The organism is Colwellia sp. Bg11-12 (genome assembly GCF_014076955.1).
Taxonomy (GTDB): Bacteria; Pseudomonadota; Gammaproteobacteria; order Enterobacterales; family Alteromonadaceae; genus Colwellia_A.
Genome location: NZ_JACGUZ010000059.1, coordinates 290,136 through 314,157, shown reverse-complemented (window position 1 = coordinate 314,157; position 24,022 = coordinate 290,136). Strand labels below are relative to the sequence as shown.

At 36.7% G+C, this 24,022-nt stretch carries 20 protein-coding genes and 1 riboswitch; of the genes, 7 read left to right on the top strand and 13 right to left on the bottom strand.

What is annotated here, in order from left to right; all coding sequences use genetic code 11:
• Positions 1 to 48: 48 nt before the first annotated feature.
• Positions 49 to 846 (top strand): 3-methyl-2-oxobutanoate hydroxymethyltransferase, encoded by a 798-nt coding sequence (gene panB / locus H4J39_RS07305; protein ID WP_182226907.1) that lies wholly within the window; start codon positions 49 to 51, stop codon positions 844 to 846.
• A 27-nt stretch (positions 847 to 873) separates the two neighbouring features.
• Positions 874 to 1,719, top strand: coding sequence for a pantoate--beta-alanine ligase (panC, locus tag H4J39_RS07300; RefSeq protein WP_182226905.1), 846 nt, complete (start codon positions 874 to 876; stop codon positions 1,717 to 1,719).
• Positions 1,720 to 2,054: 335 nt separating this feature from the next.
• Here panC and H4J39_RS07295 read toward each other — a convergent pair whose 3' ends face one another.
• From H4J39_RS07295 to H4J39_RS07275, 5 genes are all read right to left on the bottom strand, one after another.
• A complete protein-coding gene (locus H4J39_RS07295; RefSeq protein WP_182226903.1) occupies positions 2,055 to 2,204 on the bottom strand; it encodes a hypothetical protein in 150 nt (49 codons plus the stop codon).
• Between the two features lie 232 nt (positions 2,205 to 2,436).
• On the bottom strand, positions 2,437 to 4,065 hold the full coding sequence (gene panP / locus H4J39_RS07290) for a pyridoxal-dependent aspartate 1-decarboxylase PanP (protein ID WP_182226901.1): 1,629 nt from the start codon (positions 4,063 to 4,065) through the stop codon (positions 2,437 to 2,439).
• 406 nt (positions 4,066 to 4,471) lie between these two features.
• Positions 4,472 to 5,194 carry a tRNA (guanosine(46)-N(7))-methyltransferase TrmB gene (locus tag H4J39_RS07285; RefSeq protein WP_182226899.1) on the bottom strand — a complete coding sequence of 241 codons (723 nt, stop codon included), beginning with the start codon at positions 5,192 to 5,194 and terminating at the stop codon, positions 4,472 to 4,474.
• Entirely contained in the window at positions 5,194 to 5,967 is a 774-nt protein-coding gene (locus H4J39_RS07280; protein WP_182226897.1) for an ABC transporter permease, read from the bottom strand. Before H4J39_RS07280 ends, H4J39_RS07285 begins: the two co-directional genes overlap by 1 nt.
• Before the next feature lies 1 nt (position 5,968).
• Complete coding sequence (locus H4J39_RS07275) at positions 5,969 to 6,904, bottom strand: ABC transporter ATP-binding protein (protein ID WP_182226895.1); 936 nt, start codon at positions 6,902 to 6,904, stop codon at positions 5,969 to 5,971.
• Positions 6,905 to 7,071: 167 nt separating this feature from the next.
• Between H4J39_RS07275 and H4J39_RS07270 the strand changes: the two genes are divergently transcribed.
• Positions 7,072 to 9,399 (top strand): S9 family peptidase, encoded by a 2,328-nt coding sequence (locus H4J39_RS07270; RefSeq protein WP_182226893.1) that lies wholly within the window; start codon positions 7,072 to 7,074, stop codon positions 9,397 to 9,399.
• 152 nt (positions 9,400 to 9,551) lie between these two features.
• Here the strand turns inward: H4J39_RS07270 and H4J39_RS07265 are convergent, their stop codons facing one another.
• On the bottom strand, positions 9,552 to 11,939 hold the full coding sequence (locus tag H4J39_RS07265) for an EAL domain-containing protein (RefSeq protein ID WP_182226891.1): 2,388 nt from the start codon (positions 11,937 to 11,939) through the stop codon (positions 9,552 to 9,554).
• Positions 11,940 to 11,990: 51 nt separating this feature from the next.
• Positions 11,991 to 13,610 (bottom strand): FecR domain-containing protein, encoded by a 1,620-nt coding sequence (locus tag H4J39_RS07260; RefSeq protein ID WP_182226889.1) that lies wholly within the window; start codon positions 13,608 to 13,610, stop codon positions 11,991 to 11,993.
• Between the two features lie 316 nt (positions 13,611 to 13,926).
• On the opposite strand from H4J39_RS07260, the gene H4J39_RS07255 reads away from it, so the two are divergent.
• Entirely contained in the window at positions 13,927 to 14,421 is a 495-nt protein-coding gene (locus H4J39_RS07255) for a DUF2059 domain-containing protein (RefSeq protein WP_182226887.1), read from the top strand.
• Between the two features lie 82 nt (positions 14,422 to 14,503).
• Here the strand turns inward: H4J39_RS07255 and H4J39_RS07250 are convergent, their stop codons facing one another.
• The 5 genes from H4J39_RS07250 to H4J39_RS19265 all read right to left on the bottom strand — a co-directional run bounded on the left by H4J39_RS07250 (position 14,504) and on the right by H4J39_RS19265 (position 19,760).
• A complete protein-coding gene (locus H4J39_RS07250; protein WP_182226885.1) occupies positions 14,504 to 15,631 on the bottom strand; it encodes a succinylglutamate desuccinylase/aspartoacylase family protein in 1,128 nt (375 codons plus the stop codon).
• 42 nt (positions 15,632 to 15,673) lie between these two features.
• Complete coding sequence (locus H4J39_RS07245; RefSeq protein ID WP_182226883.1) at positions 15,674 to 16,918, bottom strand: PLP-dependent decarboxylase; 1,245 nt, start codon at positions 16,916 to 16,918, stop codon at positions 15,674 to 15,676.
• A 26-nt stretch (positions 16,919 to 16,944) separates the two neighbouring features.
• A complete protein-coding gene (locus tag H4J39_RS07240) occupies positions 16,945 to 17,694 on the bottom strand; it encodes a 2,3,4,5-tetrahydropyridine-2,6-dicarboxylate N-succinyltransferase (protein ID WP_182226881.1) in 750 nt (249 codons plus the stop codon).
• Complete coding sequence (locus H4J39_RS07235) at positions 17,691 to 18,125, bottom strand: hypothetical protein (RefSeq protein WP_182226879.1); 435 nt, start codon at positions 18,123 to 18,125, stop codon at positions 17,691 to 17,693. The genes H4J39_RS07240 and H4J39_RS07235 overlap by 4 nt, the downstream gene beginning before the upstream one ends.
• Positions 18,126 to 18,214: 89 nt before the next feature.
• A riboswitch (Lysine riboswitch) is annotated at positions 18,215 to 18,386 on the bottom strand.
• Positions 18,387 to 18,518: 132 nt separating this feature from the next.
• Complete coding sequence (locus H4J39_RS19265) at positions 18,519 to 19,760, bottom strand: DsbA family protein (RefSeq protein ID WP_182226877.1); 1,242 nt, start codon at positions 19,758 to 19,760, stop codon at positions 18,519 to 18,521.
• A gap of 221 nt (positions 19,761 to 19,981) precedes the next feature.
• Between H4J39_RS19265 and H4J39_RS07225 the strand changes: the two genes are divergently transcribed.
• The 3 genes from H4J39_RS07225 (at position 19,982) to arcA (ending at position 23,579) form a co-directional block, all read left to right on the top strand.
• The gene (locus tag H4J39_RS07225) at positions 19,982 to 21,016 is read left to right on the top strand and encodes a methyltransferase (RefSeq protein WP_259368779.1); all 1,035 of its coding nucleotides are present in this window, start codon (positions 19,982 to 19,984) and stop codon (positions 21,014 to 21,016) included.
• Between the two features lie 43 nt (positions 21,017 to 21,059).
• On the top strand, positions 21,060 to 22,676 hold the full coding sequence (locus tag H4J39_RS07220; RefSeq protein ID WP_259368778.1) for a sensor histidine kinase: 1,617 nt from the start codon (positions 21,060 to 21,062) through the stop codon (positions 22,674 to 22,676).
• 201 nt (positions 22,677 to 22,877) lie between these two features.
• A complete protein-coding gene (gene arcA, locus H4J39_RS07215; protein ID WP_182226873.1) occupies positions 22,878 to 23,579 on the top strand; it encodes a two-component system response regulator ArcA in 702 nt (233 codons plus the stop codon).
• A 73-nt stretch (positions 23,580 to 23,652) separates the two neighbouring features.
• Here the strand turns inward: arcA and H4J39_RS07210 are convergent, their stop codons facing one another.
• Complete coding sequence (locus H4J39_RS07210; protein ID WP_182226871.1) at positions 23,653 to 24,000, bottom strand: Hpt domain-containing protein; 348 nt, start codon at positions 23,998 to 24,000, stop codon at positions 23,653 to 23,655.
• Positions 24,001 to 24,022 lie beyond the last annotated feature (22 nt).

Sequence of the window (24,022 nt, the reverse complement as noted above, 5' to 3'; positions counted from 1 at the left end):
GTACGCGGACTGAGTATTTACTCAAACCTTAAAAATTTTGGACTAAATATGGCTAAGATAACCACATCAACCTTGCTAAAAATGAAACAACAAGGTAAAAAAATCTCATCGATCACCGCATATGATGCAAGCTTCGCAAAACTGTTTGACCAAGCAGGTATCCACGCTATTTTAATTGGCGACTCACTCGGTATGGTTTTGCAAGGACAAGATGATACGCTACCTGTCGATATTGACCATATGGCTTATCATACACAGTCGGTAAAGCGTGGCGTCACTGACACTCTTATCATCAGTGACATGCCTTTTATGACCTATGCCACCAAAGAGCAAGCATTCACTAACGCTGCAAAACTTATGCAAGCGGGTGCAAGCATGGTGAAAATGGAAGGTGGTGAATGGTTAGTTGATACGATTAAAGGCTTAGTTGAACGTGGTATTCCGGTCTGTGCCCATTTAGGCTTAACACCTCAATCAGTTAATGTATTTGGCGGCTTTAAAGTACAGGGCCGTGAAAAATCACAAGCAGATAAAATGATCGCTGATGCTAAGTTGCTCGAAGCAGCCGGTGCGCAATTACTTGTTTTAGAATGTATACCTTGTGATTTAGGTAAAGCCATCACTAAAGCAATTTCAATTCCGACGATTGGTATTGGTGCAGGAAAAGATACTGATGGACAAATATTAGTGATGCACGATGCTTTAGGTATTTCATGCAGCTATATGCCTAAGTTTTCACGTAATTTCCTGATCGATACCGGTGATATTAAAAAAGCCATTGAGTTATATATTAGTGAAGTGTCCAATGGAAATTTTCCTGGTGACGATCACATTTTTGTTAAATAATTTTCAACGTACAATATAAATAAGCATATGAAAATAGTAAGTGAAATTAACGTATTACGCCAACAAATATCTGATTGGCGTCAACAAGGTCTAACAATTGCGTTTGTCCCGACGATGGGAAATTTACACGCGGGACATATCTCTTTAATCACAGAAGCTCATCAGCACGCTGATAAAGTTGTGGCGAGTATTTTTGTTAATCCAATGCAATTTGGCGCTAATGAAGATATCGACAATTACCCACGCACGCTCGACAACGATCAGCAGCAATTAGTCTCAGCTGATACTGATTTACTCTTTATACCCTCAGCTAAACTAATTTATCCACAGGGTTTAGATAAGCAAACTTACGTTGAAGTACCCAATGTTTCAGTAGGTTACTGCGGTGAAAGTCGTCCAGGACACTTCCGTGGGGTTTCTACTGTGGTTTGTAAACTCTTTAATTTAGTACAACCAGACGTTGCTTGTTTTGGTTTAAAAGACTATCAGCAAGTGCAAGTTATTCAAACGATGGTTGAAGACCTCTCAATGCCCATAAAAATTATTCCTGTGCGCACAGTCCGTGAAGCAAGTGGTTTAGCAATGAGTTCGCGTAACGGTTACTTAACCGCTGAAGAACGTAAAATAGCGCCGGCTCTTGCACAAAATATTCAATGGTTGGCACAGCAAATAAAATCGAATAACGATTTTATTGGTTTAGCCAAGCAAGCTACTCACTTTATCAATAATGCCGGTATGAAAACTGACTATATTCATATTTGTCATGCAAGAACACTCCAACCTGCGAGTGAAGACGATAAAGAACTAGTGATCCTTGCTGCTGCGCATTGTGGCAAAGCCAGATTGATCGATAACCTTCGCGTTTACCTGTAGGTTATAAATTCTGAGCATCGTCATTCATTCACATCCATGTGATCATGACATTGCCTGCATGGATGCACTAATGCCTTGAAAGACAGGATGTCTGAGAAAGGCCATCCTGAACATAGTCACTCATTCACATCCATGTGATCATGACATTGCCTGCATGGATTCAGGTACTTAGCTTTTGTCTGGAACTAAAAAGCTGACCGTTGACGTGCATGGATGCACTAATGCCTTGAAAGACAGGATGTCTGAGAAAGGCCGTCCTGAACATAAAAAGCCGAACGTTATTTTCATAACGTTCGGCTTTTTATTATTTTCTACTGTAAAACGTCAAAAATGAATTATTCGTATGAACGCTCTAACCATTGAATTTGTGATTGCAATTCGAGAATTTCTTTTTGCGCTTCAATCAATGCTTGTTGAACCGATGATAGGTCAGCGTGATTATGTTCAGATACTTCTACTGGAGTGTTTCTCTTGTCGTATTCCATAATTATTACCACCACAAAATGTAATCGTGATTGAATTATTACACAGCAACTTTCATAAATAAAATAACATTTATAGATCAAAATGAAACTTTATAGAACAAAAACTCATTAAAAATAAAAATAACTATAATTAACAGTGATTTAGGTGTGTGCTATTTTTAAACAAACGAAAGAAGTAACTTACAAAACGAAAGTAGACGTAAAACATTTCAAGATAAAAAACAAAATAGCACTACGTTAACGCCAGTAAGTCAGGTAAAAAAGTTTCACTTTCCTGTGCTAATTCAAGCTGCTCTGCTATTACATCGTTAAGAATTTCATTGGAAGTGAGTGGATTCGCTAACACAACACGAAAAACAACGGTTTTTCGGCCTTGATAACGTTGCACTTCGATACGCGTACGGGACACAAATGACTTGCCATTTTCACGTTGGCGCTTTTGAATAAACTTAGTGAGATCATCAAGTAAATCATTAATCTTATCTTGTTGTTCATGCGAGCTATTCGCTAATAGAGCCTGAACAGCTCGAGGGTTATAACGATAGGTTAATAAACACAACTCAGGTTCAGTAATCAACTCAAAGTCAGGTTGTTGATCGATAAGCTGAGCAAAGTACCTGGCTCTATCTATACCCTGGTTAATCAGCATTTCATAACCCGGTCGGCTAATAATATGCAAGCTTGCATATACCAGCATTGCCATACCTGGTCTTGAACCCTCTAGAGTATGTGAACCTAAATCTTTTGAACCCTTACGTAAAATATATTCCGCATGGTGCTCGATAGAAGCTACAGAAGCCGGATTTTTAAAAACAACTAAACCAGCACCCATTGGCACATACATTTGCTTGTGAGCATCAATCGTTACCGAATCAGCACGTTCAATACCTTTTAGCAACGGACGGTACTTATTCGACAATAAAGTTGCACCACCCCATGCAGCATCAACATGAAAGTGGGTTTGAAACTCTTCCGCAATATCAGCCATTTTATCTAATGGGTCTATATTGCCTGTTTCTGTTGTACCAGCAACGCCAACAATACTTAATACGCGAATATTTTTTTGTTTTAACTCGAGGCATTTTTCGCGTAATTTTTGACAGTCGATGCGGTTATTACCATCAGTAGGAATTGATATTACACTGTCTTGACCAATCCCTAAGATATCAGCAGACTTCTTCAATGAATAATGGCCACGGTCAGACACTAATATCACTAAACCATCGTATTTATAATGTTTTAATGCGTTAAATAAGCCTTCTCGTGCAATACCTTTGAAATCACCATCAGCTTTCAATAGATTATTACGAGCGACCCAAAAAGCCGTTAAATTAGCGACAGTGCCACCAGAACAAAACGCGCCTAAAGAATGGTTTGCACTGTGCATCCATTGATCATAAAAATGATCATTATCTTCATAAACCAAACGATGCATCATACCTAAGACTTGACGTTCAAGCGGGGTAAATGCTTTTGATGTTTCTATTTTGACTAAATTTTGATTTAAACCCACCATTAATTTAGAAAGCGGTAAAATAAAATAAGGCAGAGCTGAGGTCATATGACCAATAAAACTCGGGCTTGATGTATGCACTGATTGCGCAACAACTTTATCTAAAATATGACGAGTGTGATCAGAAACAAAAGTAGGTTCTTCGGGTATTGCAGAGCTAGCGAAATCTTTTTCAATTTCACTTAAAGCCCGCTCTTTTGCAGCAATATGATTACCTAGAAAACCAGCAAGATTTTCTGATATTTCTTTTTCGATCAGCCCTAATGTTGAATCAGGCGCTTCAGGAATTGTAAAAATACTATGTAAAGACTCTTGAGTCGCTTTTGCTGTGCGCTTATTCGTCGTCATACCTTGCCGTTGTAACCATGTTGGTAAGTAAACATAAAGCGGCACTTTAATAAAAAATGACTGAAATGTCTTGTACTTTATTCTTATTTACCAGAGAAGTGCACCGTTATTTAGTGCTATATAACGGTTGCCGCATAAACCAGCGCTAATTCTACAAGTGCTAAAGTACTTAGCGCCATCATTAATACATTTTTTTTAATTAAATTATTCATCTTCAATATCCTTTTTGATTGAGTATTATTACTCATGAATCAAAAAGTAATCAAGATCTAAGCCACATACATTAAGTAATTGATTTTAAATAAAAAACAAATAAAATCTCAAATAATCATTTACTGCACGTTAAATAAGTTAGCGAATTTAACTAACTTATTGTTAATTTTCCTAAGCAGTATATTCAATAAAACTATATAAAAGGTAAATATTCACGGTGAAGTAATAGCTGCCAACACCGTTGACCACTTGCTTTATATTTTGCTTCAAAAGGGGTTAAAGGTTCATCATTAGTTATCTCACTAATATTACCTAAAACGCCAGCTACATCCGCAGCAAATTGAAACTCTTCTAAGTATAACCGCCAGTTACTACGTAGAATAATTTGTTCACCAATATTAATAATTTGTGGAAATACCGCACTACCATGCCAACGCCGTTGGATATGTTTCGATTTAGGCCAAGGGTTTGGATACAAAATATAATGTTTTTTTACTGGCCAACTTGCTTGATCAACTAAGCGATAAAAATCATTTAAATCAGCTCTAACTAAATAATAGTTATCGATTTTAGCGCCATCGTCATGCAAAATTTCGTCAACATTACGATTAATGCGGTGCGCTGATTTATCGACACCAATCACTAAAGCCTGTGGATTTTGTTTGGCTAAAATACGGGTACTTTGGCCAACACCACAACATGAATCTAAAATAATATCGCCTTGATGCGCTTTAACTAAAGCATCCATTTCGGCAAACGCTTGTTCGGTATGTGCTTGATAAGGCTTCTGAGAGCGATGCGTTAAGTGTTTTTCAACAATCGCTTCAAGATTTTCATGAATCCCAGGCTGATTAGTGATAATAACTCTTGAATCACCGATCACGTTAACATCCTTTTTATCTGTATTTGTGTTCATTAGCTACGTAGTCCTATTCCTTTGGTGATAAGCGTCATCGCAATGGCATATAAGGTGAGAATAAAGGCCCCAAGCACTGAAAATGCTAACGTTAAGCTCACATCACTAATACCTAAAAATCCGTATCGAAAAGCATTGACCATATAAACGATTGGGTTTAATTGCGAAACACCTTGCCAGAAATCAGGTAATAAACTAATCGAATAAAACACACCGCCAAGGTAAGTTAATGGCGTTAAAATAAAGGTCGGTATGATGGATATGTCATCAAAGCTACCAGCAAAAATAGCGTTAATTAGGCCGCCTAAGGCAAACGTCGCTGACGTTAAACTCACGGTTGCAATAATCACCCATATATTATGAATTTGAATATCAACAAAGAGTAAAGACACTAAAGTAACGATAGTTCCCACTAACATGCCGCGCGCCATACCACCGCCCACATAACCGGCAACAATCACCCAATTTGGCACGGGCGCAACCAGCATTTCTTCAACATTACGTTGCCATTTAGCACTAAAAAATGACGATGCGACATTAGAGTATGAATTGGTAATGACACTCATCATAATTAAACCAGGTACAATGAACGACATATAATCAAACCCGCCCATTTGTCCAATGCGGGAACCGATAAGTTCACCAAAAATAACAAAGTATAAGCTAATGGTAATAGCAGGAGGCACCAGTGTTTGTACCCAGATACGCATAAAACGATTTATTTCTTTATATAAAATACTTTTTAGAGCAATAAAATTACTTTTTGAAAACATACTATTTACTCTCCTGATTAACTTTTTGTCCACTACCCACCAGACTGACAAACAACTCTTCCAAGCGATTACTTTTATTGCGCATGCTGTGCACATTAATGTTTTGTTCGCTCAATTGGCTAAACACATGATTGATAAGTTGCGACTTTTTCACATCAACCTCTAGCGTGTGGTCGTCAATTAAACGCGAAGTGAATTCATCAAGTTTTGGCGCTAAGGCAATCTTGTCAATATCAAAAACAATTGTTTCTTGATCGAGTTTTGCAAGTAAAGATTTCATATCTGTATCTTCAACAATAACCCCTGAATCAATAATGGCTATATTTCGACAAAGCATTTCCGCTTCTTCCAGATAATGAGTGGTTAAGATAATAGTGATGCCCTGCTCATTTAGCTCACGTAAAAAAATCCACATAGAACGACGAAGTTCAATATCAACTCCTGCGGTTGGTTCATCAAGAATGAGTACTTGTGGTTCGTGCATCAATGCTCTTGCTATCATTAGGCGACGTTTCATCCCCCCTGAAAGCATACGACCCGCATCATTACGTTTCTCCCATAAGTCGAGTTTTTTAAGATATTTTTCAGCGCGTTTAAATGCCAAAGATCTTTCTACACCATAATAACCAGCTTGGTTAACTAAAATAGTTAACAAGGTTTCGAATTGATTAAAATTAAACTCTTGCGGGACTAAACCCAAAAAGCTTTTCGCTTTTTCAAGTTCTTTATCAATATCATGACCAAAGACTTTCACAGAACCCGCTGACTTATTAACTAAAGAGGTGATGATACCAATGGTGGTCGATTTACCTGCGCCATTTGGGCCAAGTAAAGCAAAAAAGTCACCTTGTTTAACAGTAAGATCAATACCCTTGAGTGCAGTAAAACCCCCTTTGTAAACTTTTTTCAAGCCAGAAATTTCTAGTGCATTATCCATGGTTTAACCTTTTGTTTTTTGATGAGCTAAAGGTGAGGTCAAATTTACTTTTTTCAACCACTAAGCGATTATTTAAATACGGTAAATGTTACGAAATAATCGACCAATAGCATTGCCTATTAATTGTATACAATTTAAAGTGATTGTACGCAAATTAAGGAAATATTATGCCGAAAATAAAAATAACTCGTTGGCTAAGCACAACCGTATTAACTACTGCTGTTGCAGTATCACTAATGGCATGTCAAAGCACTTCAACAGAAAATACCACAAAAACTAAAGTAAACGTTGAAGAATCATCACCATTAACCGTTGAACGTATCTACAAAGATCGTGAATTTAGCTCAGATTATATTTCTCGCCTTCGCTGGTTAGCAGACGGTAGTGGCTACACCATTGTTGAAAAATCCGCAAAAACAAAAACAAACGAAAAAGGTAAAGAAGTTAGTATTGGTCGGGATATTGTCGTTTATAACCCTGAGACGCTTGAGCGAACAGTATTAATTTCTGCGCAGCAACTGACACCGAAGGGCACCGAAAAACCATTAACCATAGATAATTACACTTGGTCAGATGACCGCCAAAAACTGCTTATTTATACAAACAGTAAAAAAGTATGGCGTTCAAATAGTCGCGGTGATTATTGGTTATTAGATATAAAAGCAAAAAAATTGATGCAACTTGGTGGTAAAAAGCCAGTAGAGAGTTCATTAATGTTTGCTAAATTTTCTCCCGACGCCAGCAAGGTTGCTTACGTTGTGGCAGACAACATTTATGTAGAAAATTTAACAAACAATAAAATATCTCAGCTAACCTTTGATGCTGGCAATGGCAAAATCAATGGTTTATTTGACTGGGTTTACGAAGAAGAATTTACTATTAAAGATGGCTTTCGCTGGAGCCCTGACGGTGAAAAGATTGCTTACTGGCAGTTAGACACGAGTGGCAGTAAAGACTTCATCATGATCAATAATACTGATGAACTTTACCCTACCATTACAAAATTTCCTTACCCAAAGGTTGGTGAAACTAATGCGTTGCCTAAAGTGGGTGTGGTGCATTTAGCCACAGCCAAAACTACATGGGCAAACTTACCTAATAATTCACGCAACATGTACATTCCGCGTATGAATTGGTCAGGTAACAGTCAGCAGATATTAGTGCAGCATGTTAATCGCAAGCAAGACACTAACATTCTTTATTTGGCTAATGCTAATACCGGTGATGTAACATTGGTGATGACAGAACAAGAAAAAACCTTTCTTGATTTCTTCGACGATGCTCGTTGGTTAAACCAAGGTAACAGCTTCTTATGGACGAGTGAGCGTAGTGGTTGGCGTCATGTTTTTAATATAACTCGAGACGGAAAAACAGCATTAAACCTAACAGAAGGTAACTTTGACGTAATAAGTATTCAAACCATTGATGAAGAAAATGGCTGGTTGTACTACATTGCTTCACCTGACAATGTTGCACAGCGCTATTTATATCGCAGTAAACTTGACGGAAGCTTAAGTAATCAACGGGTAACCCCTGAAGGGTTCTCGGGCACCAACAGCTACCAAATGTCAGCAGACGGGCAATGGGCAATTCATTCTCACTCAACCTTTACTCAACCAACGCAAAAACGTTTAGTGAAAGTTGAAGGTCATCAAGTTAAACATATGATGATGGACAATAAAGTATTAATAGAAAAATTAGCCTCGCTACCACAGACAGATCATGAGTTTTTCCAAGTAAAAGCCCAAGACGGTATCGTATTAGACGGTTATATTATTCGCCCTGCTGATTTTGACCCAAAGAAAAAATATCCTATTATTTTTTATGTTTACGGTGAGTCTTGGGGACAAACGGTTACTGATAGTTGGCGTGGCAATGCCGCAATGTGGGATCAAATGTTAACAGAACAAGGTTACATTATTGCCTCTATTGATAACCGCGGTACCCGTACGCCAAAAGGCAAAGAATGGCGCAAATCAATTTATGGCGCTGTCGGTGTACTTTCTTCACGTGACCAGTCTGATGCGTTAAAAGCGATGGCAACACGTTGGGACTTCATTGATACCGATAACGTTGCTATTTGGGGACATTCGGGTGGTGGTTCGATGACATTGAATATGATGTTCCGTTATCCTGACCAATATCATGTTGGTGTTTCTTTAGCACCGGTACCGGATCAACGTTTATACGACTCTATTTACCAAGAACGTTATTCTGGTTTATTAGAAGACTATGCAGAAGGTTACAAGCAAGGGTCTCCAATTACCCATGCTAAAAACCTGAAAGGTAAGTTATTACTTATTCATGGCACCGGCGACGATAACGTTCATTACCAAGGCTCTGAACGCCTTATTAATGAATTAGTTAAACACAATCGTCAGTTTGATTTTATGTCTTACCCAAACCGTAGTCATGGTTTGTATGAAGGCAGTGGTACAACGTTACACATTAAAACCATGATGACTAATTACTTCAATACACACTTGAAGCTGTAACGGTTAAAATAAGACAAAATTATGTTATAAAAAATTAAGGCCTCTTAATGAATGTTAAGAGGCCTTAATATATGTAAGTCATGCTAAAAAATATAAGCATTAGCGGTGTTATACAACAAATAATGTGACGATAAATATCAAAACCACATCAATTAAAGTGATAAAAACCTACCTTTTTTAAGTAATGATTCAAGATCTTTATAAGATAAAGGCTTACTAAATAAAAAGCCCTGTAGCTCATCACAATGATGGTTTTGCAAAAATTTTTGCTGTTCTATTAATTCTATACCTTCTGAAATAGTCGACATATTTAAACTCTGAGCCATAGATATAATTGCTAAAACAATTTTATTTGCATCATCACTGTCGTTAATATCCTTAATGAATGAACGGTCGATTTTAATGCGATCAATAGGAAAACTTTTTAAGTAACTTAAAGACGAATAACCGGTACCAAAATCATCAATCGACAAGTTAATATTCAATTTTTTTAATTGAGATAATATATTTTTGGTATTCCCCACGTTGTCGATAAGACAGCTCTCCGTTAATTCTAATTCTAAATATTGCGCATTAAAGCCAGTATCATTAAGGATTTTTTCAATGTTTTTTATTAATAACTCATCATTAAATTGAATCGCAGAGACATTAACGCCCAACTTTATTGGTATACCATAGGTTAATTGCAATATTTTAACTTGCTGACAGGCCATTCTTAATATCCACTCTCCTATTTCATTAATCAGCCCTGTTGATTCAGCAATAGGTATAAATTCAGTTGGCGGTATATAACCTTTTACTGGGTGAAGCCAACGAGCAAGCGCCTCCACACCAACTATCTCACTTGTTTGAGCATTAACTTGTGGTTGATAATAAACTTCAATTTCATTTTTCTCTAACGCGCGTGCTAAGTCATTTTCGAAGTGATGTCGCTCTAAAACCTCTTGATTAATGTGTTTATGATAAAAGCAAACGCCTCTGCCAGATCTTTCTTTAGCTCTTTGCATTGCTGACGTTGCACAATTAATCAGTGTTTCTGCGGATAAGCCATCGTGTGGATAAGTACTAACACCAATACTGATCGGCAAGGTAAACGATTCATTTTGAATAGATAATATTTTAGATAAATTAACATTAATTTTATTACACATAAGCTTAATATCGTCTTCTTTATGACGACCTAACCCAGTAACAATAAACTCTGTTCCTGTATGTCGAGCTATCACCTGCTGCTCATCAATAAAGTACTGTATTCGCTTGGTGATTAGTTTTAATAAGTTATTGCCTTCACTAAAGCCAACCAGATCATTTACTGCGTTAAATTTACCTATATTGATAATAATGACCGGGAAAGGCTTCTTTTCAAGCTGTGCTGATAAAATCAGCTCATTTATAATTAAATTTACTTTTTCAGCGTTAGGTAGTTGTGTTGCATTATCCGTATATATTTTTTGATTGAGTTGTAGCAAATTATTTTTATAAAATTTCACTTTAAAAAATAATAAATACAAAATAATTAACAAAAGTAAGCCAATGGGCAACAGCGGATCTAGCCATAGGTTATAGATGAGCAAGCTCCCTGTTGCTATAACAAAGGTAGCAATAATTAGTCCGGCTAGACTTATTAATACAAAAGCAGAGTTCAATAAAGATAGACAGAGAATCGCGAGTAAAACTATTATCGCTGCAAAAGCATACTGACCAAGGTTTGGTATTAAAGTAATCGTTGCATCTGAGAGTAAAGCATTAACAATATGTCCATTGATTTCAACACCAGAAAGTCGCTGGTGGGACATAGATGTCGGTGTAGTAAAGCGCTCTCCGAGTCCTGATGCGGTAACTCCAATCAATATAACTTTATGGTTAAATATAGTGTTGTCAACGTCACCACTGAGCACATCGCTATAAGATAAAGTGGGGATATCTATGCTATTAAAAGCGATATTTATTGGTTTTTGTCTTGTCCAAAAGTTTCCTTTTGAAACTTTATCGGGAGCAATAAATTTATTAGGCTGCATAATTTGAGCAAGAGATAGTGCAAAACTAGGCCATTTAGCCTCCTGCCAACCGGCATATAAATAGACTTTACGCATAACACCATCGGTGTCTAATTCAAAATCATTGTGACCTAATATGACCTTGTTTGTTAAAAAAACCGTCGATGGCAAAAGCTCATGAGCGCTAGCATTTTCTTCAAAATTAGGGGATAAAGGCAAAACAATATTAGCCGTGCTGGCGATAGCTTTAGCAAATGTGACATCTGATGTTGGCTCGGCTAAGTCCGGATCGACAAATAAGATATCAAAACCAATAGCGGCAGGTTTTGCAGACGCTAATTTATCAACTAGTTGAGCGTGAACTTTACGTGGCCAAGGCCAGCGGCCTATTGTTTGAATACTTTTATCATCGATAGCAATAATAACAGCATGATTTTCTTTAACTTGCTTTTGCTTAAGCATAACATCATAAAACAAGGTATTTAACACATTTTCTGGCGTATAAATAAAGATGAAAAGGAAGCTAATAAGCAGCATAGCCATTAAATTTTTGTCTTTAAATAGTAGCCTAAACATAATGCTAATGATGACCCATTACAAAAGAATAAAAAGCGCTAAAAAAGCGAATGATATAAGCGCGTTATCATCATTATTACTGATAGTCTTCACGTCGCTCCACTCTCCATGAACATTTAATTTTTTATTGATAACACGTGAACGTATATAGATATCTCTGTCGTTGGGTACAGGTATGGAAAGCGTTTTTACTACCGATTCAAAAACCTGGGTATTAGTCATAAAATCAGACTCATCAGCAACCTGTATCTGTACTGACTCATCGACCTTAAGTGCTGACCAATCAACGACTAACTGATCAGTTTTATGCTGATAATTCCATTGCACAGGAGATAATATTGCCTGCCATAAAAAATCATTGCCCTTCGAAAAAGGTCCTCGACCTTTATGATCAACACCCGCCACCCGCCAATAGTATTTCCCAAAGGGAAGTGTATTAGGAATAATAAAAGAGCTTTCAGACAAATTTGTTAAAATAATAACATTGGCAAAATTACTATCCGAAGCGATTTGTAAAAGCGAACCTGATAATTCTTTCGCATAAGCCCAAGTAAGTTCACGAGTACCAGCATCAAAAAAGGTATCTACTTCACTAATGACTGGAGGTAATGGCTTATTATTAACAGAAAACGAAGTACTTCGAGCGAACCCTTCTATATTCGAAAGACTAAGCGCACTAACTCTAACAAAGTAATCGCCATCAACGATTTTTGCGAGCGTAGCAACTGTTTGAGGTTGATGTTGCTGCCAAATAATATCTGTAAAAGTATTATTAGATGAAATTTGCACTTTGTATGCTAGTGCATCCTTAACATTTTCCCAGTCAAAATTTACCTCCTCCCCTTCAAAGCGTTTTTTTGTGCTGATAAAACGTGGTGCATTCAATAGCATTATCGGTTTACTCGGCACCTGCCCTTTCGCTACCTTACTGGCAAAACCTTTCGCTATATATTCACTTTGCATTTGTGCGTTAACTTCAACCTTGCCCTCTAATACCTCAATAAGTGAATGATGATCTTGCGGGGAATGTGCAACTCTATAAACCGTGCCTCGCACTGAGCTTATGGCTGAAGCTGTAGATATGTCTAAACGAGATCCTGGTCCCTTTGATTTTTTTGCCTGTGTTTCAACTTTACCTTGGTGAAGTTTTAGTTGTGTATCCGCCATCCCTGTTTTGCCATAACTGATTAAAGACTCAAAAGACAATTTACTTTTTTCAAGAAGAGTAAGCACAGAGCCATCAACAAGCGTGAGGCTGACACTAGAATTAGCATCAACAGTTAATATATCACCAAAGCTCAATATTGAGCCGAGTTTAGTTACTTGTGTTTCACCTTGTTTAAAAAAAGTACTTTTGCCCGAAATAGCCGTTATTGTCGCATAAGTTGGATAACTTTTTATCCACGACATAGGTACTTCTATTAGGGTATTGGGCTGTAATTTTTTAGGATATGTGATTCCATTAAGTTTTTGAAGTTTTTGATAAAAAGCTGTTTCTTCAAGGTATTCTTGGCTAATACTCCATAAGCTATCGCCTTCTACAACGGTATAAACCCATTTTTTTTCAGCCGCTTGTATAGTAAGAGGCAAAAAAACAACGAGTATAATAGAGTAGAAAAACATCCGTTTAAAATTCACCATTAGTCCTTTATTAATCGTTTAGAATTTATTAACAGCATTATTTATAGCACAAAATTGTCTTTAATAAATATGCTTATGGCTTACTAAGTGACGATTTAATGACTAATTTGATGTCTATACTTCATAAATGCGTTAAATCAAATTTATTACTTTTCAATTTTAACCATAATCAGAAGTCGATGGTAATCTAGTGATGATTTTCAGTCACTCAACGACTCATCATTTTGTCGCTACAAATGTAATGAAAATGTTGCAATATAATCAACAAGTATTATGATCAATACTCACTCTATTAAAAATTAAAGGAATAATAATGAGAAGAATCACCATGCTGCTATTGGTACTTATGCTTAGTTTAACTAGTAAAGCTAACGACTTATCATCGAGGGCATCGATTGAAAAATTAATGGAATTGACTGAAGTTTCAAAAATGATAGAGAGTATGCAAAGTCAAGTTACGCTAATGTTTGAAGGTATGTCGAAAAAAATGAATATTTCGGACAAAGAGAAAGTTCATTTTGATAAATATATGGATAAAGTAAATGTCCTTCTTCATGAGAAAATGAATTGGCATAGCTTTAAAGAGCCAATGATAGACATTTACAGTCGCAATTTTACCGAAGCAGAAATACAAGGGTTAATAACATTTTATCGTTCAGATATTGGCAGAAGTATGACGAAAAAAATGCCTTTAATTATTCAAGACTCAATCGTACTTTCACAACAGTTAATGCAAGATTTTATACCCGAAGTCCAATCTTTAGCCAAAGAGCTTAGCGCGAGTATCGAACAATCTCGCCAAAAATAGCAAACAAACAAGTAGTCAAAGGTATTGGCAACAGTAGTATTGTCAATACCTTATTTATAAATCAAGGCTAATTCACACAGTATTAAAACTCAAAATACTCACTAAACACTTTATATAATTCTGTACCTTGATTCACACTCGCCGAGGCAAAATGTAAAATAGGAATGACTTTTTTATCCAGTGAAATATAGTGCAATGGATCGCCGTCACCATAATTATCCATGCGCAAAATTCTCGCCAGCGGTTCACCCGCAGCTAATGGTTGACCAAATTCAGCCAAGTAATCGACCATCCCTCCCATTGGTGAATAAAATGCTTTGTAGTTTTTTAAATAACATCCATAACGTGTCATCTTTTTAGGTCGGTAGTCTGTGGTGTTGATGACGTTTTTATGCTGTAAATAATTCATAATGCTTTTAGCGTCTTCTAAGGCTACATCAAGATCAATCTGTTCTTGCGAGCCTAATTCAACGGTAAAGCTTTCTTTGTTAATAGACGCTGAACTAATCGAAAACTCGATACCTAATTCGGCAAAAGCGTCTTGTAATGACCACCATGGGCAGAATGTTGCTTCATCTAAGGCACCATCAAAGTCATTAGGAATTAATAATGTATGTGGAATATCAAAGTACTGGGCGCTTTCTTGCGCATATTCAGGGCAGTATAAATGTTTACTTGAAATAGGGCCGGTATGTAAGTCTAAAACGTAGTCTGCTTGATGCGCCAAGCGCTGTAATTGATAAGCAATGCGTTGTCCGGTCGTTAGCCCATAAATATTATGGTTAAGTTTTTCTTCAATACTTTCAATCATTAGCTTTTTAAAATTGGCTTCAATAACTTGATTTTTTTTGCCTATACATTCACGAACAAACGGTTTGATGATGCTTTCATCAAAGTGATACATCCGATTCCAATTCACTCCGGTGATAGGATCAAATCTGCCAAGGGTATATTCACCATTTTTATGGTTACACGCAACAGGATTCGCATATGGCACTAACGTAATATCGCCGTTGATTTGAGTGTTTTGTAATAATTCTAATAATTGAAAAATAACCGCATTACCTTGCACTTCTGCGCCGTGCATATTCGCTTGAATATAGACACTTGGTGCATCACAATGCCCTTTTATGCGATATACTGGAACGGTGAGCGCAGCGCCACTGGCCATTTCACCGACATGCATAACTTCTTTTTTTATTTCGTTCATAATTTTCACTTTATCTTAAGTCTTAAACTCATTGGTTTAACGCTACCGTAAATACCAATCAGCAGGTTGTGAAGCTCTTACTTCAATTAACTTCCCTTGACTAAAAACATATTCCGCCGCGATATGATGACAAAGAAAGAACGGCATGCTCTCAGTAAAACCGTATGCTCCACAATAACCAAAAATAAGTGGATCGTGAACAGAGACGTCAGCAGGTAAAGCGTGTTTACCCAGTTTGTCCATGCTCGTACATAACGGACCATGAATATCGAACAACTGCTTTTCATGTGAAGACGTTCGGAGTAAATCTACCGGAAAAGGCTGTTCGGTAATTGCTGGGCGCAATAAATGATTAATGCCTGCCGCCAATACTAATTGCTCTTGGCCATAATTTACCTTTCTATCAACAACCGGTGCTATGTAATAACCACATTCAGCTACCGCAAAGCGTCCCAACTCTAACCATAACTCTTCAACAGCTGCTTGTTGTTTTATTATAGCGAGATCAATCAATATTTGCGGCCAAGACAGCGTAGCGCCTTGCTGCAAATAATCGATGCCTAAACCTCCCCCTAAATCTAATATTTTCAGTGCCATACCAATATCTTCAGCTAATTGCTTTAATGGCGGTACCATTTGTGACCACAATGAAAACATTTTTTCATTGCTGAGCATATTGCCCCATTGAAAAATATGAAGGCCACAAATTTCAATATCAGGAAAATCAGTCACGCGAATACTTTGCCATTGCGCTACCGATAAACCGAAAGGCGTCAGGCTATTCCCCCCTAAAGGATTTTTGTCACCCTCTGGCCATTGCAACTGCACGCGCAGTAAAACTTGTGGCTTAACCTTACTTTCAATGGCAGCTTCATTTAACCAAATTAATTGATTCAAACTTTCAGCCACAAAAACATTAACACCTTGATCAATAAATGACGTTATTTGAGCTTTAGATTTTGCGGGGCCGGTATTTAAGATACGTTCAGGTGCAACTCCCTGTTTTAACACTTGGCTTAATTCGCCAGTGCTCGCCACATCAAAATTAAAACCAGCACCTTCTAAGGTTTGAATGATGGTAGATAACGGGTTCGCTTTTACCGCAAACCATAGTTTGATCACATCTTGGCGTTGCAGTTCTGCCAAATGAGCTTTTAGCGCATCAAGATGATAAACAAAGTAACCAGCCTGTTTGGCACTTTCAGGTTGTTGTTCTTTTAACGCAGCAATTAATTCAATCGCTGCGGGAGAATCAAAACAATGGGCACTATTCACTAATTCAGCCATGATATTCCTATTTTATCTGCTATTGCTTAACGTAAAATTGATTCAAGTTCTAACGATGCATTACTTTTTTCATCACGGTATTTAACGATTAATGCACAAGCCATATTCAACCCCTGTGATTTAGCCCATTCGCCAGAAACTGGTCGCGTACCCGGAACGACAACAGCTCGCTCAGGAATGTCAGCACCTTTTTCAAGCATAACCTGATTGACACAATCGTAAACAGGCACTGACGCTGAAAGTGAGACACCTGGCGCTAAAACTGCCCCTTTTTTCACAACTAGACCTTCAACAATTACCACACCAGCACTTAAAAAAGCGCCGTCTTCAATGATCACAGGGCTAGCTCCGACAGGCTCTAAAACACCACCAATTTGAACCGCAGCTGACACGTGTACATTTTTACCAATTTGAGCACACGAACCAATTAATGCATGGCTGTCAATCATAGTTCCGGTATCAACAAAAGCCCCCACATTAATATAAGCTGGTGGCATAATAATCACACCAGCTGCAACATGAGCACCCCGGCGAACTGATGAACCACCGGGCACTAATCGTACTTTGTCATCAGTAGTAAATTCACGTGCAGGCAAGTTATGTTTATCAACAAAGCCTTTATAAACACCTTCAAAAGCAATGTTTTCTCCCGCTTTAAATGCTGATAATATCGCTTCTTTTACCGCGATATTAGCCTGCCAGTGACCATGCTCGTCTTGATTTGCTGCTCGTACCGTACCTGCTTCTAACTGTGTTAACGTTTCTTGCCAATTCATTTTGAATTACTCTTAATTAAGTTTTTAAAGGGAATGTTTAGCTTGATGCTTATGTTGTTGATTAATAACTTTTTAACGCTACAGCGCATTAAGATCATTATCTTTGGTGGTATACCTTTTTTAATTGAGGTTGCCCTTGCGACTTGAAAAAGCTTGGCAAGTAAGTTTTTCTGATGTTGAAGTAACCCGTGGCTATTGCCAGCAAGTAAAGGTTGGAGGTATTCAAGCCTTGTATGTTGGCAAACGTTACATGCAAGTAGCAAAATGCTATTGGCAACATCAGACGGGTTAATGGCTATTTTTTTTAGGCGAGTAGGGGCGATTTCAACGCCATCAAGTAATGGCGTCATTAAAGCAGTCCATAAAATAGAATGATGGAATGTTGGGGTAGCGTTTAAGCTAATATTTTTTGAATGTTTTATTTGATTCATTTCTCTCGAACTCTGTTCGTTCGGAGAACTTTTAGGCGTTTGTAGCAGCCAAAATAATAATCACTTCATTGGTGAGCATTGGCTTTACAAAGGCCAGAAGCTCTCCACCAAATTGGTGACAATTGCTAGGATTCAACCCAAACAACCGGTAAATAAATCATCAAAAATTCATTTACCTCGGCATTAATCCCCCTCATTATCAATCGTCAGAGTTTGATCTCTTTATGATAACTACCTGGTTAATGCTCCTCTTCTGACCCTTTATCATTCAGTCTTGCTTGTGTAAAAAACCAAACAACGACGTTATTGAATTCAGGACAACAACATTAGAACATTTATTCTAATGTTGAGTCAACAGGCGTGTAAATAGATGTAATACTGATATATTATATCTTATGAAGCAATGATCGCTTGCTCTATTTGTGCCAAACGGTCTTGCCCCCAACAAGCCACATTTTGAAAACGAAAGCATGGTGCGCCCCATAATCCCATACTGTCTATTGTACTTTGGTTAAAGTCAGACCATTGTTTCCAATCATGTTCATTATTATATGCTAATGCTTCATCATAATTTAATGCATGCTGTTGACACAAAGATTCGATCACCGATTTATGCGATAAGTCTAAGCCGTCAACATATATAGCGTTAAACGCAGACTTAATGAAAACGAGATCTTTATTTTGCTGCTCTGCATATGAAAAAATTTGAAAAGCATTAAAAATACCTTGCCCCAAAGGATCGGTGATTCCTGTAAAAGGAATATTAAGCTTCTTGGCTTCACGACTGGCGTCAAAAACAGCATAACGCTCTTTGTTTTCTGTGATCGTTAATCCGCGCATAACCAACGGTAATAAAGGCTTTATTTTTAACGGTATATTATAATGCTGACTTAACTTCTCTGCTTGTAATAAACCAATATAAGAATAAGGGCTTCGCAATGAAATAAAAACCTCTAGCGTATGGTTGCCAGCGTTATCTGTAATAATTTCTTTCGTTGATTGCTCGGCAAATACGAGTTTGTTTTTTTGATAAACAGCAGTACTGTTATCTTTTGCTAAGCCAAAATCAGCCAAACGTTTTTCTAAATGCTCAAGTCTATCGATACCAACATACCATTGGCCTGCAATGAAGATCGAAGAAGGTAAATAATGACCTTTTTTAACCAAACGCATTAAATTTTTAATTTGATAATTAATTACTGGCGTAGAAGCGTGATAATAATAATCAAATTCATTAAACCATGTTTCCTGAAAAAGCTGCCATGCATTATCTAATGTTTTAGGTCGCAATTGCCACATTTGCTGACCAGTAAAGAGTGATTCTTGGGTAGGTTGTTGCGTTATTTTTTTGAGTTGATATTGATCAGCAATAAAGTTAGCGTCTTTAATCGCCCAAGTACGCATTAATTTTGGATCTATTGTCACCCCTGGCACACTTTCGTAAACTAAAAACAGTTTAAATTGAATATTAAAGCGTTTTTCTAACTCAGGCAGCACTTGAATAAGCATAAAGCTATAAGGGTCGTTAAGTGCTAAATAAACTTCGGCAACAGGCGTTTTTCTAAACATATTGGGTACAGTAAAATAACGAAGTTTTAGCAACCATGCCCGCTTATCACTGCGTATTAATCTCACTTTAAACCAAGTAAAAATTTTAGTAAAAATACCCCTCTCCTTGAATATTATATGATGTTTTTCAAATTTATTATTGCCGTTTCTGACATGATTATAATATTCACGTAGAATGGCGCCATTATAAACATATCTTGTCGTTAAGCGTATAAAATACCGTTAATTAATTTATCATTTAAACTGTATTATTATTAACGCCATAATCAAATCATTTGAGAATCACTTTGTTAGATAACATCAATCAATTACTGCTACGTAATACCGACTTACTGCCGGCAAAAGCCCCTTTATTTATCAATTTACCTGTTGACGATTTTTTTGAAGAATATCACTCACTTCATCCCAACGCGTTGATGACATGTTACAACACTAATTATCAATTTCATTTACAAGCGAAGCAGCTGCAACTATCTCAAATGAACGCTGTATTTAGTGCCAGTTACCAAAGTGATACTGAACACGATTTAGTTATTATTCAATTCCCTAAAAGTAAGGCGGAATTAACCTTTACCCTAGCGATGATTGCAAGTGTCGTATCAAAAGATTGCTTAGTATTAGTTATTGGCGAAAATAAAAGTGGTATTAAATCTTTAGAAAAACTAACTCGCGATCAGCTTGGAGATTGTGCAAAAATTGATGCTGCTCGCCATTGTTTATTATTTGCGGCTAATTTACTGGCGACACAAGAAACGTTTATTTTAGAAAATTGGTTAAAGCCATACTCATTTACGATTAAAAATACCCTTATAGACGTGGTCGCATTACCGGGTGTATTCAGTCAAAACGGTCTTGATATCGGAACACAAGTTTTATTAGAAAATATACCTAAGAAGGTAACGGGTAAACTGCTCGATTTTGGTTGTGGTGCTGGTGTTATCGCAAGTTACTTGGGCAAATTATTCCCAGGTATTAATTTACATTTACTTGATGTCAGTGCGTTAGCTTTATATTCAGCCCAGGAAACTTTAAAATTAAATAATTTAACGGGTCACATTTTTCCATCAAACAGCCTATCTGATGTTAAAGACAAGTACGATTTCGTTATTTCAAATCCTCCCTTTCATCAAGGCCTGAAAACAAATTATCAAGCAACTGAAACATTTCTTTCAAAAATAAAACCCCATTTAAAGCCGAAAGGACAAGTAATTGTTGTTGCTAATAGTTTTTTACGTTATCAACCAATAATGGAAGAAGCAATTGGTAGAACACAAGTTTTAGCTAAGCAAAAAGGTTTCTCGCTTTATCATTGTTCAATTTAATTGCTCAATGTAGAATTTGAGTTACTATAAAAGTATGGAAAAAATGAAACACATTCACTCATTAAAGAGAAAACTGATGATTATGATCATCGGTTTCATTGTATTGTTTGTTACTCTTTCTTCTTTTATCATCGCTAATTCATTTATTGAAGATACAAAAGAAGACGCGGCCACTAATACAAAATACTGGGCTGAGCTTATCGCAAATGCTAACAGTACCAATCTCGTTAATGATGAAACGCTATTGATTGATCATTATTTGTCGATGCTCAAATCTGTCCCTTATATTAGCCACGTTCATATTTATAAACTATCCCCTGAGCCTGAAGGCATAGTTTTTTTTGCGAACTATAATAAAAGTATGAGCTCCCCTATACTCAAAAAAACAGATAGAATAATAGAGTTATCTTCGGTAAAGATAAGTGCTTATATTACAGAGCTTATGGTACCGATTACTCAGCAAGATAAAAAAGTTGGCTACGTTTATATACAAGTCAGTACTGACTATATTAAACGTATAACAAACAATATGTTCTTGCGCTATGGTGTCATTATTTTCATGCTTATTGTCTTAACGCTTTTATTAACAATCATACTCAACCGCTTTATCACTATTCCCATGTCAGATATGGCAAATAAAGTACAAGATATTTCGAAACATAAAAGATTCAATTTACGTATTGGGCAAATGCCTTTTAAAGAACTTGATATTCTTGCGCTCAATATAAACATTTTACTTAACAGAGCTGAAACACAATTAGCGAATTTGTCAGATGACAAACAGCTTACTTATCAACAAAATAAAGATCTTGAAGATAAAGTAAATAAGCGCACCCAAGCCTTAAAAGATTCAAACCATGAATTGCTGTCTACATTAGAAAAATTACACCAGTTTCAAGGGCAACTTGTTGAAAGTGAAAAAATGGCTTCATTAGGAGATATGGTTGCGGGTGTAGCGCATGAAGTAAATACCCCAATAGGTTTAGGTGTTACCGCTTCAACGTTATTGTCAGATCGTTTATTAGAAATAAAACAAGCTTTTGACAATAAAACCTTAAAATCTAGCCATTTGAAAAAGTTTCTCATTGAGGGCGAAGAGAATACTGCCATTATTTATCGCAATTTAAAACGTGCAGCTACATTAATTTCTAGTTTCAAAAAAGTTGCTGTCGACCAGTCAAGTGAAGAAGCGCGTTCGTTTAACATCAAAAATTTGCTTGACGACATATTATTGACTTTAGCCCCACAAATTAAAAGTTTACCTTTTATTATAAATGTCGACTGTCCAAGCGAACTTGTTATTAAAAGTAAACCCGGCCCAATTAATCAGATTATTATTAATTTAATACAAAATTCTATTACCCATGGGTTTGATCAACGAGAATATGGTTCGATAGCCATACAGGTTAGTATTGATAGCGATATGCTAACAATTGACTACCAAGATGACGGCAGAGGTATTGAGCCTTCTATAATGAATAAAATTTTTGAGCCATTCACCACAACAAAACGAGGTTCTGGTGGCAGTGGCTTAGGCTTACATCTTGTTTATAATTTAGTAACACAGGCATTAGGTGGGAAGATAACTTTTATTAGCGATGTTGAAAGTGGTGTCAATTTCAAAATAATTATCCCAACACAAGTCATGGAAGAAGACTAAAGGTAGCCATACAAATTGTTGTTGAAAATTAAGAAACTCATAATCTTGATTGTTTTTTAGGTAGTGGTTCTATACCATACAATTAATTGTATAAATAATTAATAAAATCAGCATTAGTAACATAGCGTTAATATAATTTTCAGCTATAACTAACATACAGTAAACATTATTGCCAAATACATAAAGAGTGGAAAAAAAAACATGCAAAAACCTCACATACTTATCGTAGAAGACGAAGATGTTACACGCTTTAACCTACGTAACTTATTTGAAGCCGAAGGCTATCAAGTCTCTGAGGCTACCGACGGTGAGAGCATGGATACTCAGTTACAAAAAAACACGATTAATCTAGTCATTATGGATATTAATCTTCCAGGTAAAAATGGTTTGTTATTGGCGAGGGAACTCACCAGCAACAATGAACTAGGTTTAATATTCCTAACTGGTCGTGACAGTGATATAGATAAGATACTGGGTTTAGAAATTGGTGCTGATGACTATTTAACGAAACCGTTTAATCCTCGTGAATTAACGATACGCGCGCGAAATATTCTTAATCGTATTGGTCAAACAAAGAATGAAGTTGAAAAAGCAGTGATCACTTTTAACGAATGGTCACTTGATGGCAATTCAAGAAAAATGACCGCTCCTGATGGACAGATTTTAGCGATACCGCGTGGAGAGTATCGTGCATTACGCTTGTTAATTGAAAATACAGGCCAGATTGTGACTCGCCAGCAACTCATTAAAGAAATGACTGGTCGTGACCTTCGTTCAAATGATCGCACAGTTGATGTAACGATTAGACGCCTACGCAAACATTTTGAGTCAGTACCTGATGCGCCTGAATTAATTAATACCATTCACGGTGAAGGATATCGCTTTATTGGCTCTGTAGATTAAGCGCTTCAGTAATAAACAACTAAAAAGGGGAAGCAATAATTGCTTCCCCTTTTTAGTTGTTTAAGACAATAATTTACTTTGATGCTAACCATGTTTTAAAAGCGGTAATCGCTTGTTTATTAAGGTTAATTAACTCAGAAATATGTATTGATTTTTCTGGCCATTGCCCTGAAATTTTTTCTACAGCAACGAGCTTGGCATGAGCCGCCAACAAACCAACACTGCCAGTAGCACCCTTCATTTTATGGCATCGTGCTTGCCATAAGTCTTGTGACTCTTTTTCAATAGAGTCAGTTATTTCTTCAATATAGGTCTTTGATTGCTGGATATATAAATCTAACATTTGTTGAAGGATATCTTGGCCTAAACTATCTAAATATCCCTCTAATAAATTAACATCTAACGGTTCGATATTATTCACAAATCCTACCTTTAATTATATT

Coding starts and splice junctions, on each gene's coding strand:
- H4J39_RS07235 (WP_182226879.1), bottom strand. CDS start 18,125: ATGAATCAAATAAAACATTCAAAAAATATTAGCTTAAACGCTACCCCA.
- panC (WP_182226905.1), top strand. CDS start 874: ATGAAAATAGTAAGTGAAATTAACGTATTACGCCAACAAATATCTGAT.
- arcA (WP_182226873.1), top strand. CDS start 22,878: ATGCAAAAACCTCACATACTTATCGTAGAAGACGAAGATGTTACACGC.
- panB (WP_182226907.1), top strand. CDS start 49: ATGGCTAAGATAACCACATCAACCTTGCTAAAAATGAAACAACAAGGT.
- H4J39_RS07280 (WP_182226897.1), bottom strand. CDS start 5,967: ATGTTTTCAAAAAGTAATTTTATTGCTCTAAAAAGTATTTTATATAAA.
- H4J39_RS07240 (WP_182226881.1), bottom strand. CDS start 17,694: ATGAATTGGCAAGAAACGTTAACACAGTTAGAAGCAGGTACGGTACGA.
- H4J39_RS07255 (WP_182226887.1), top strand. CDS start 13,927: ATGAGAAGAATCACCATGCTGCTATTGGTACTTATGCTTAGTTTAACT.
- H4J39_RS07250 (WP_182226885.1), bottom strand. CDS start 15,631: ATGAACGAAATAAAAAAAGAAGTTATGCATGTCGGTGAAATGGCCAGT.
- H4J39_RS07285 (WP_182226899.1), bottom strand. CDS start 5,194: ATGAACACAAATACAGATAAAAAGGATGTTAACGTGATCGGTGATTCA.
- H4J39_RS07270 (WP_182226893.1), top strand. CDS start 7,072: ATGCCGAAAATAAAAATAACTCGTTGGCTAAGCACAACCGTATTAACT.
- H4J39_RS07245 (WP_182226883.1), bottom strand. CDS start 16,918: ATGGCTGAATTAGTGAATAGTGCCCATTGTTTTGATTCTCCCGCAGCG.
- H4J39_RS07295 (WP_182226903.1), bottom strand. CDS start 2,204: ATGGAATACGACAAGAGAAACACTCCAGTAGAAGTATCTGAACATAAT.
- H4J39_RS07220 (WP_259368778.1), top strand. CDS start 21,060: ATGAAACACATTCACTCATTAAAGAGAAAACTGATGATTATGATCATC.
- panP (WP_182226901.1), bottom strand. CDS start 4,065: ATGACGACGAATAAGCGCACAGCAAAAGCGACTCAAGAGTCTTTACAT.
- H4J39_RS07275 (WP_182226895.1), bottom strand. CDS start 6,904: ATGGATAATGCACTAGAAATTTCTGGCTTGAAAAAAGTTTACAAAGGG.
- H4J39_RS07265 (WP_182226891.1), bottom strand. CDS start 11,939: ATGGCTATGCTGCTTATTAGCTTCCTTTTCATCTTTATTTATACGCCA.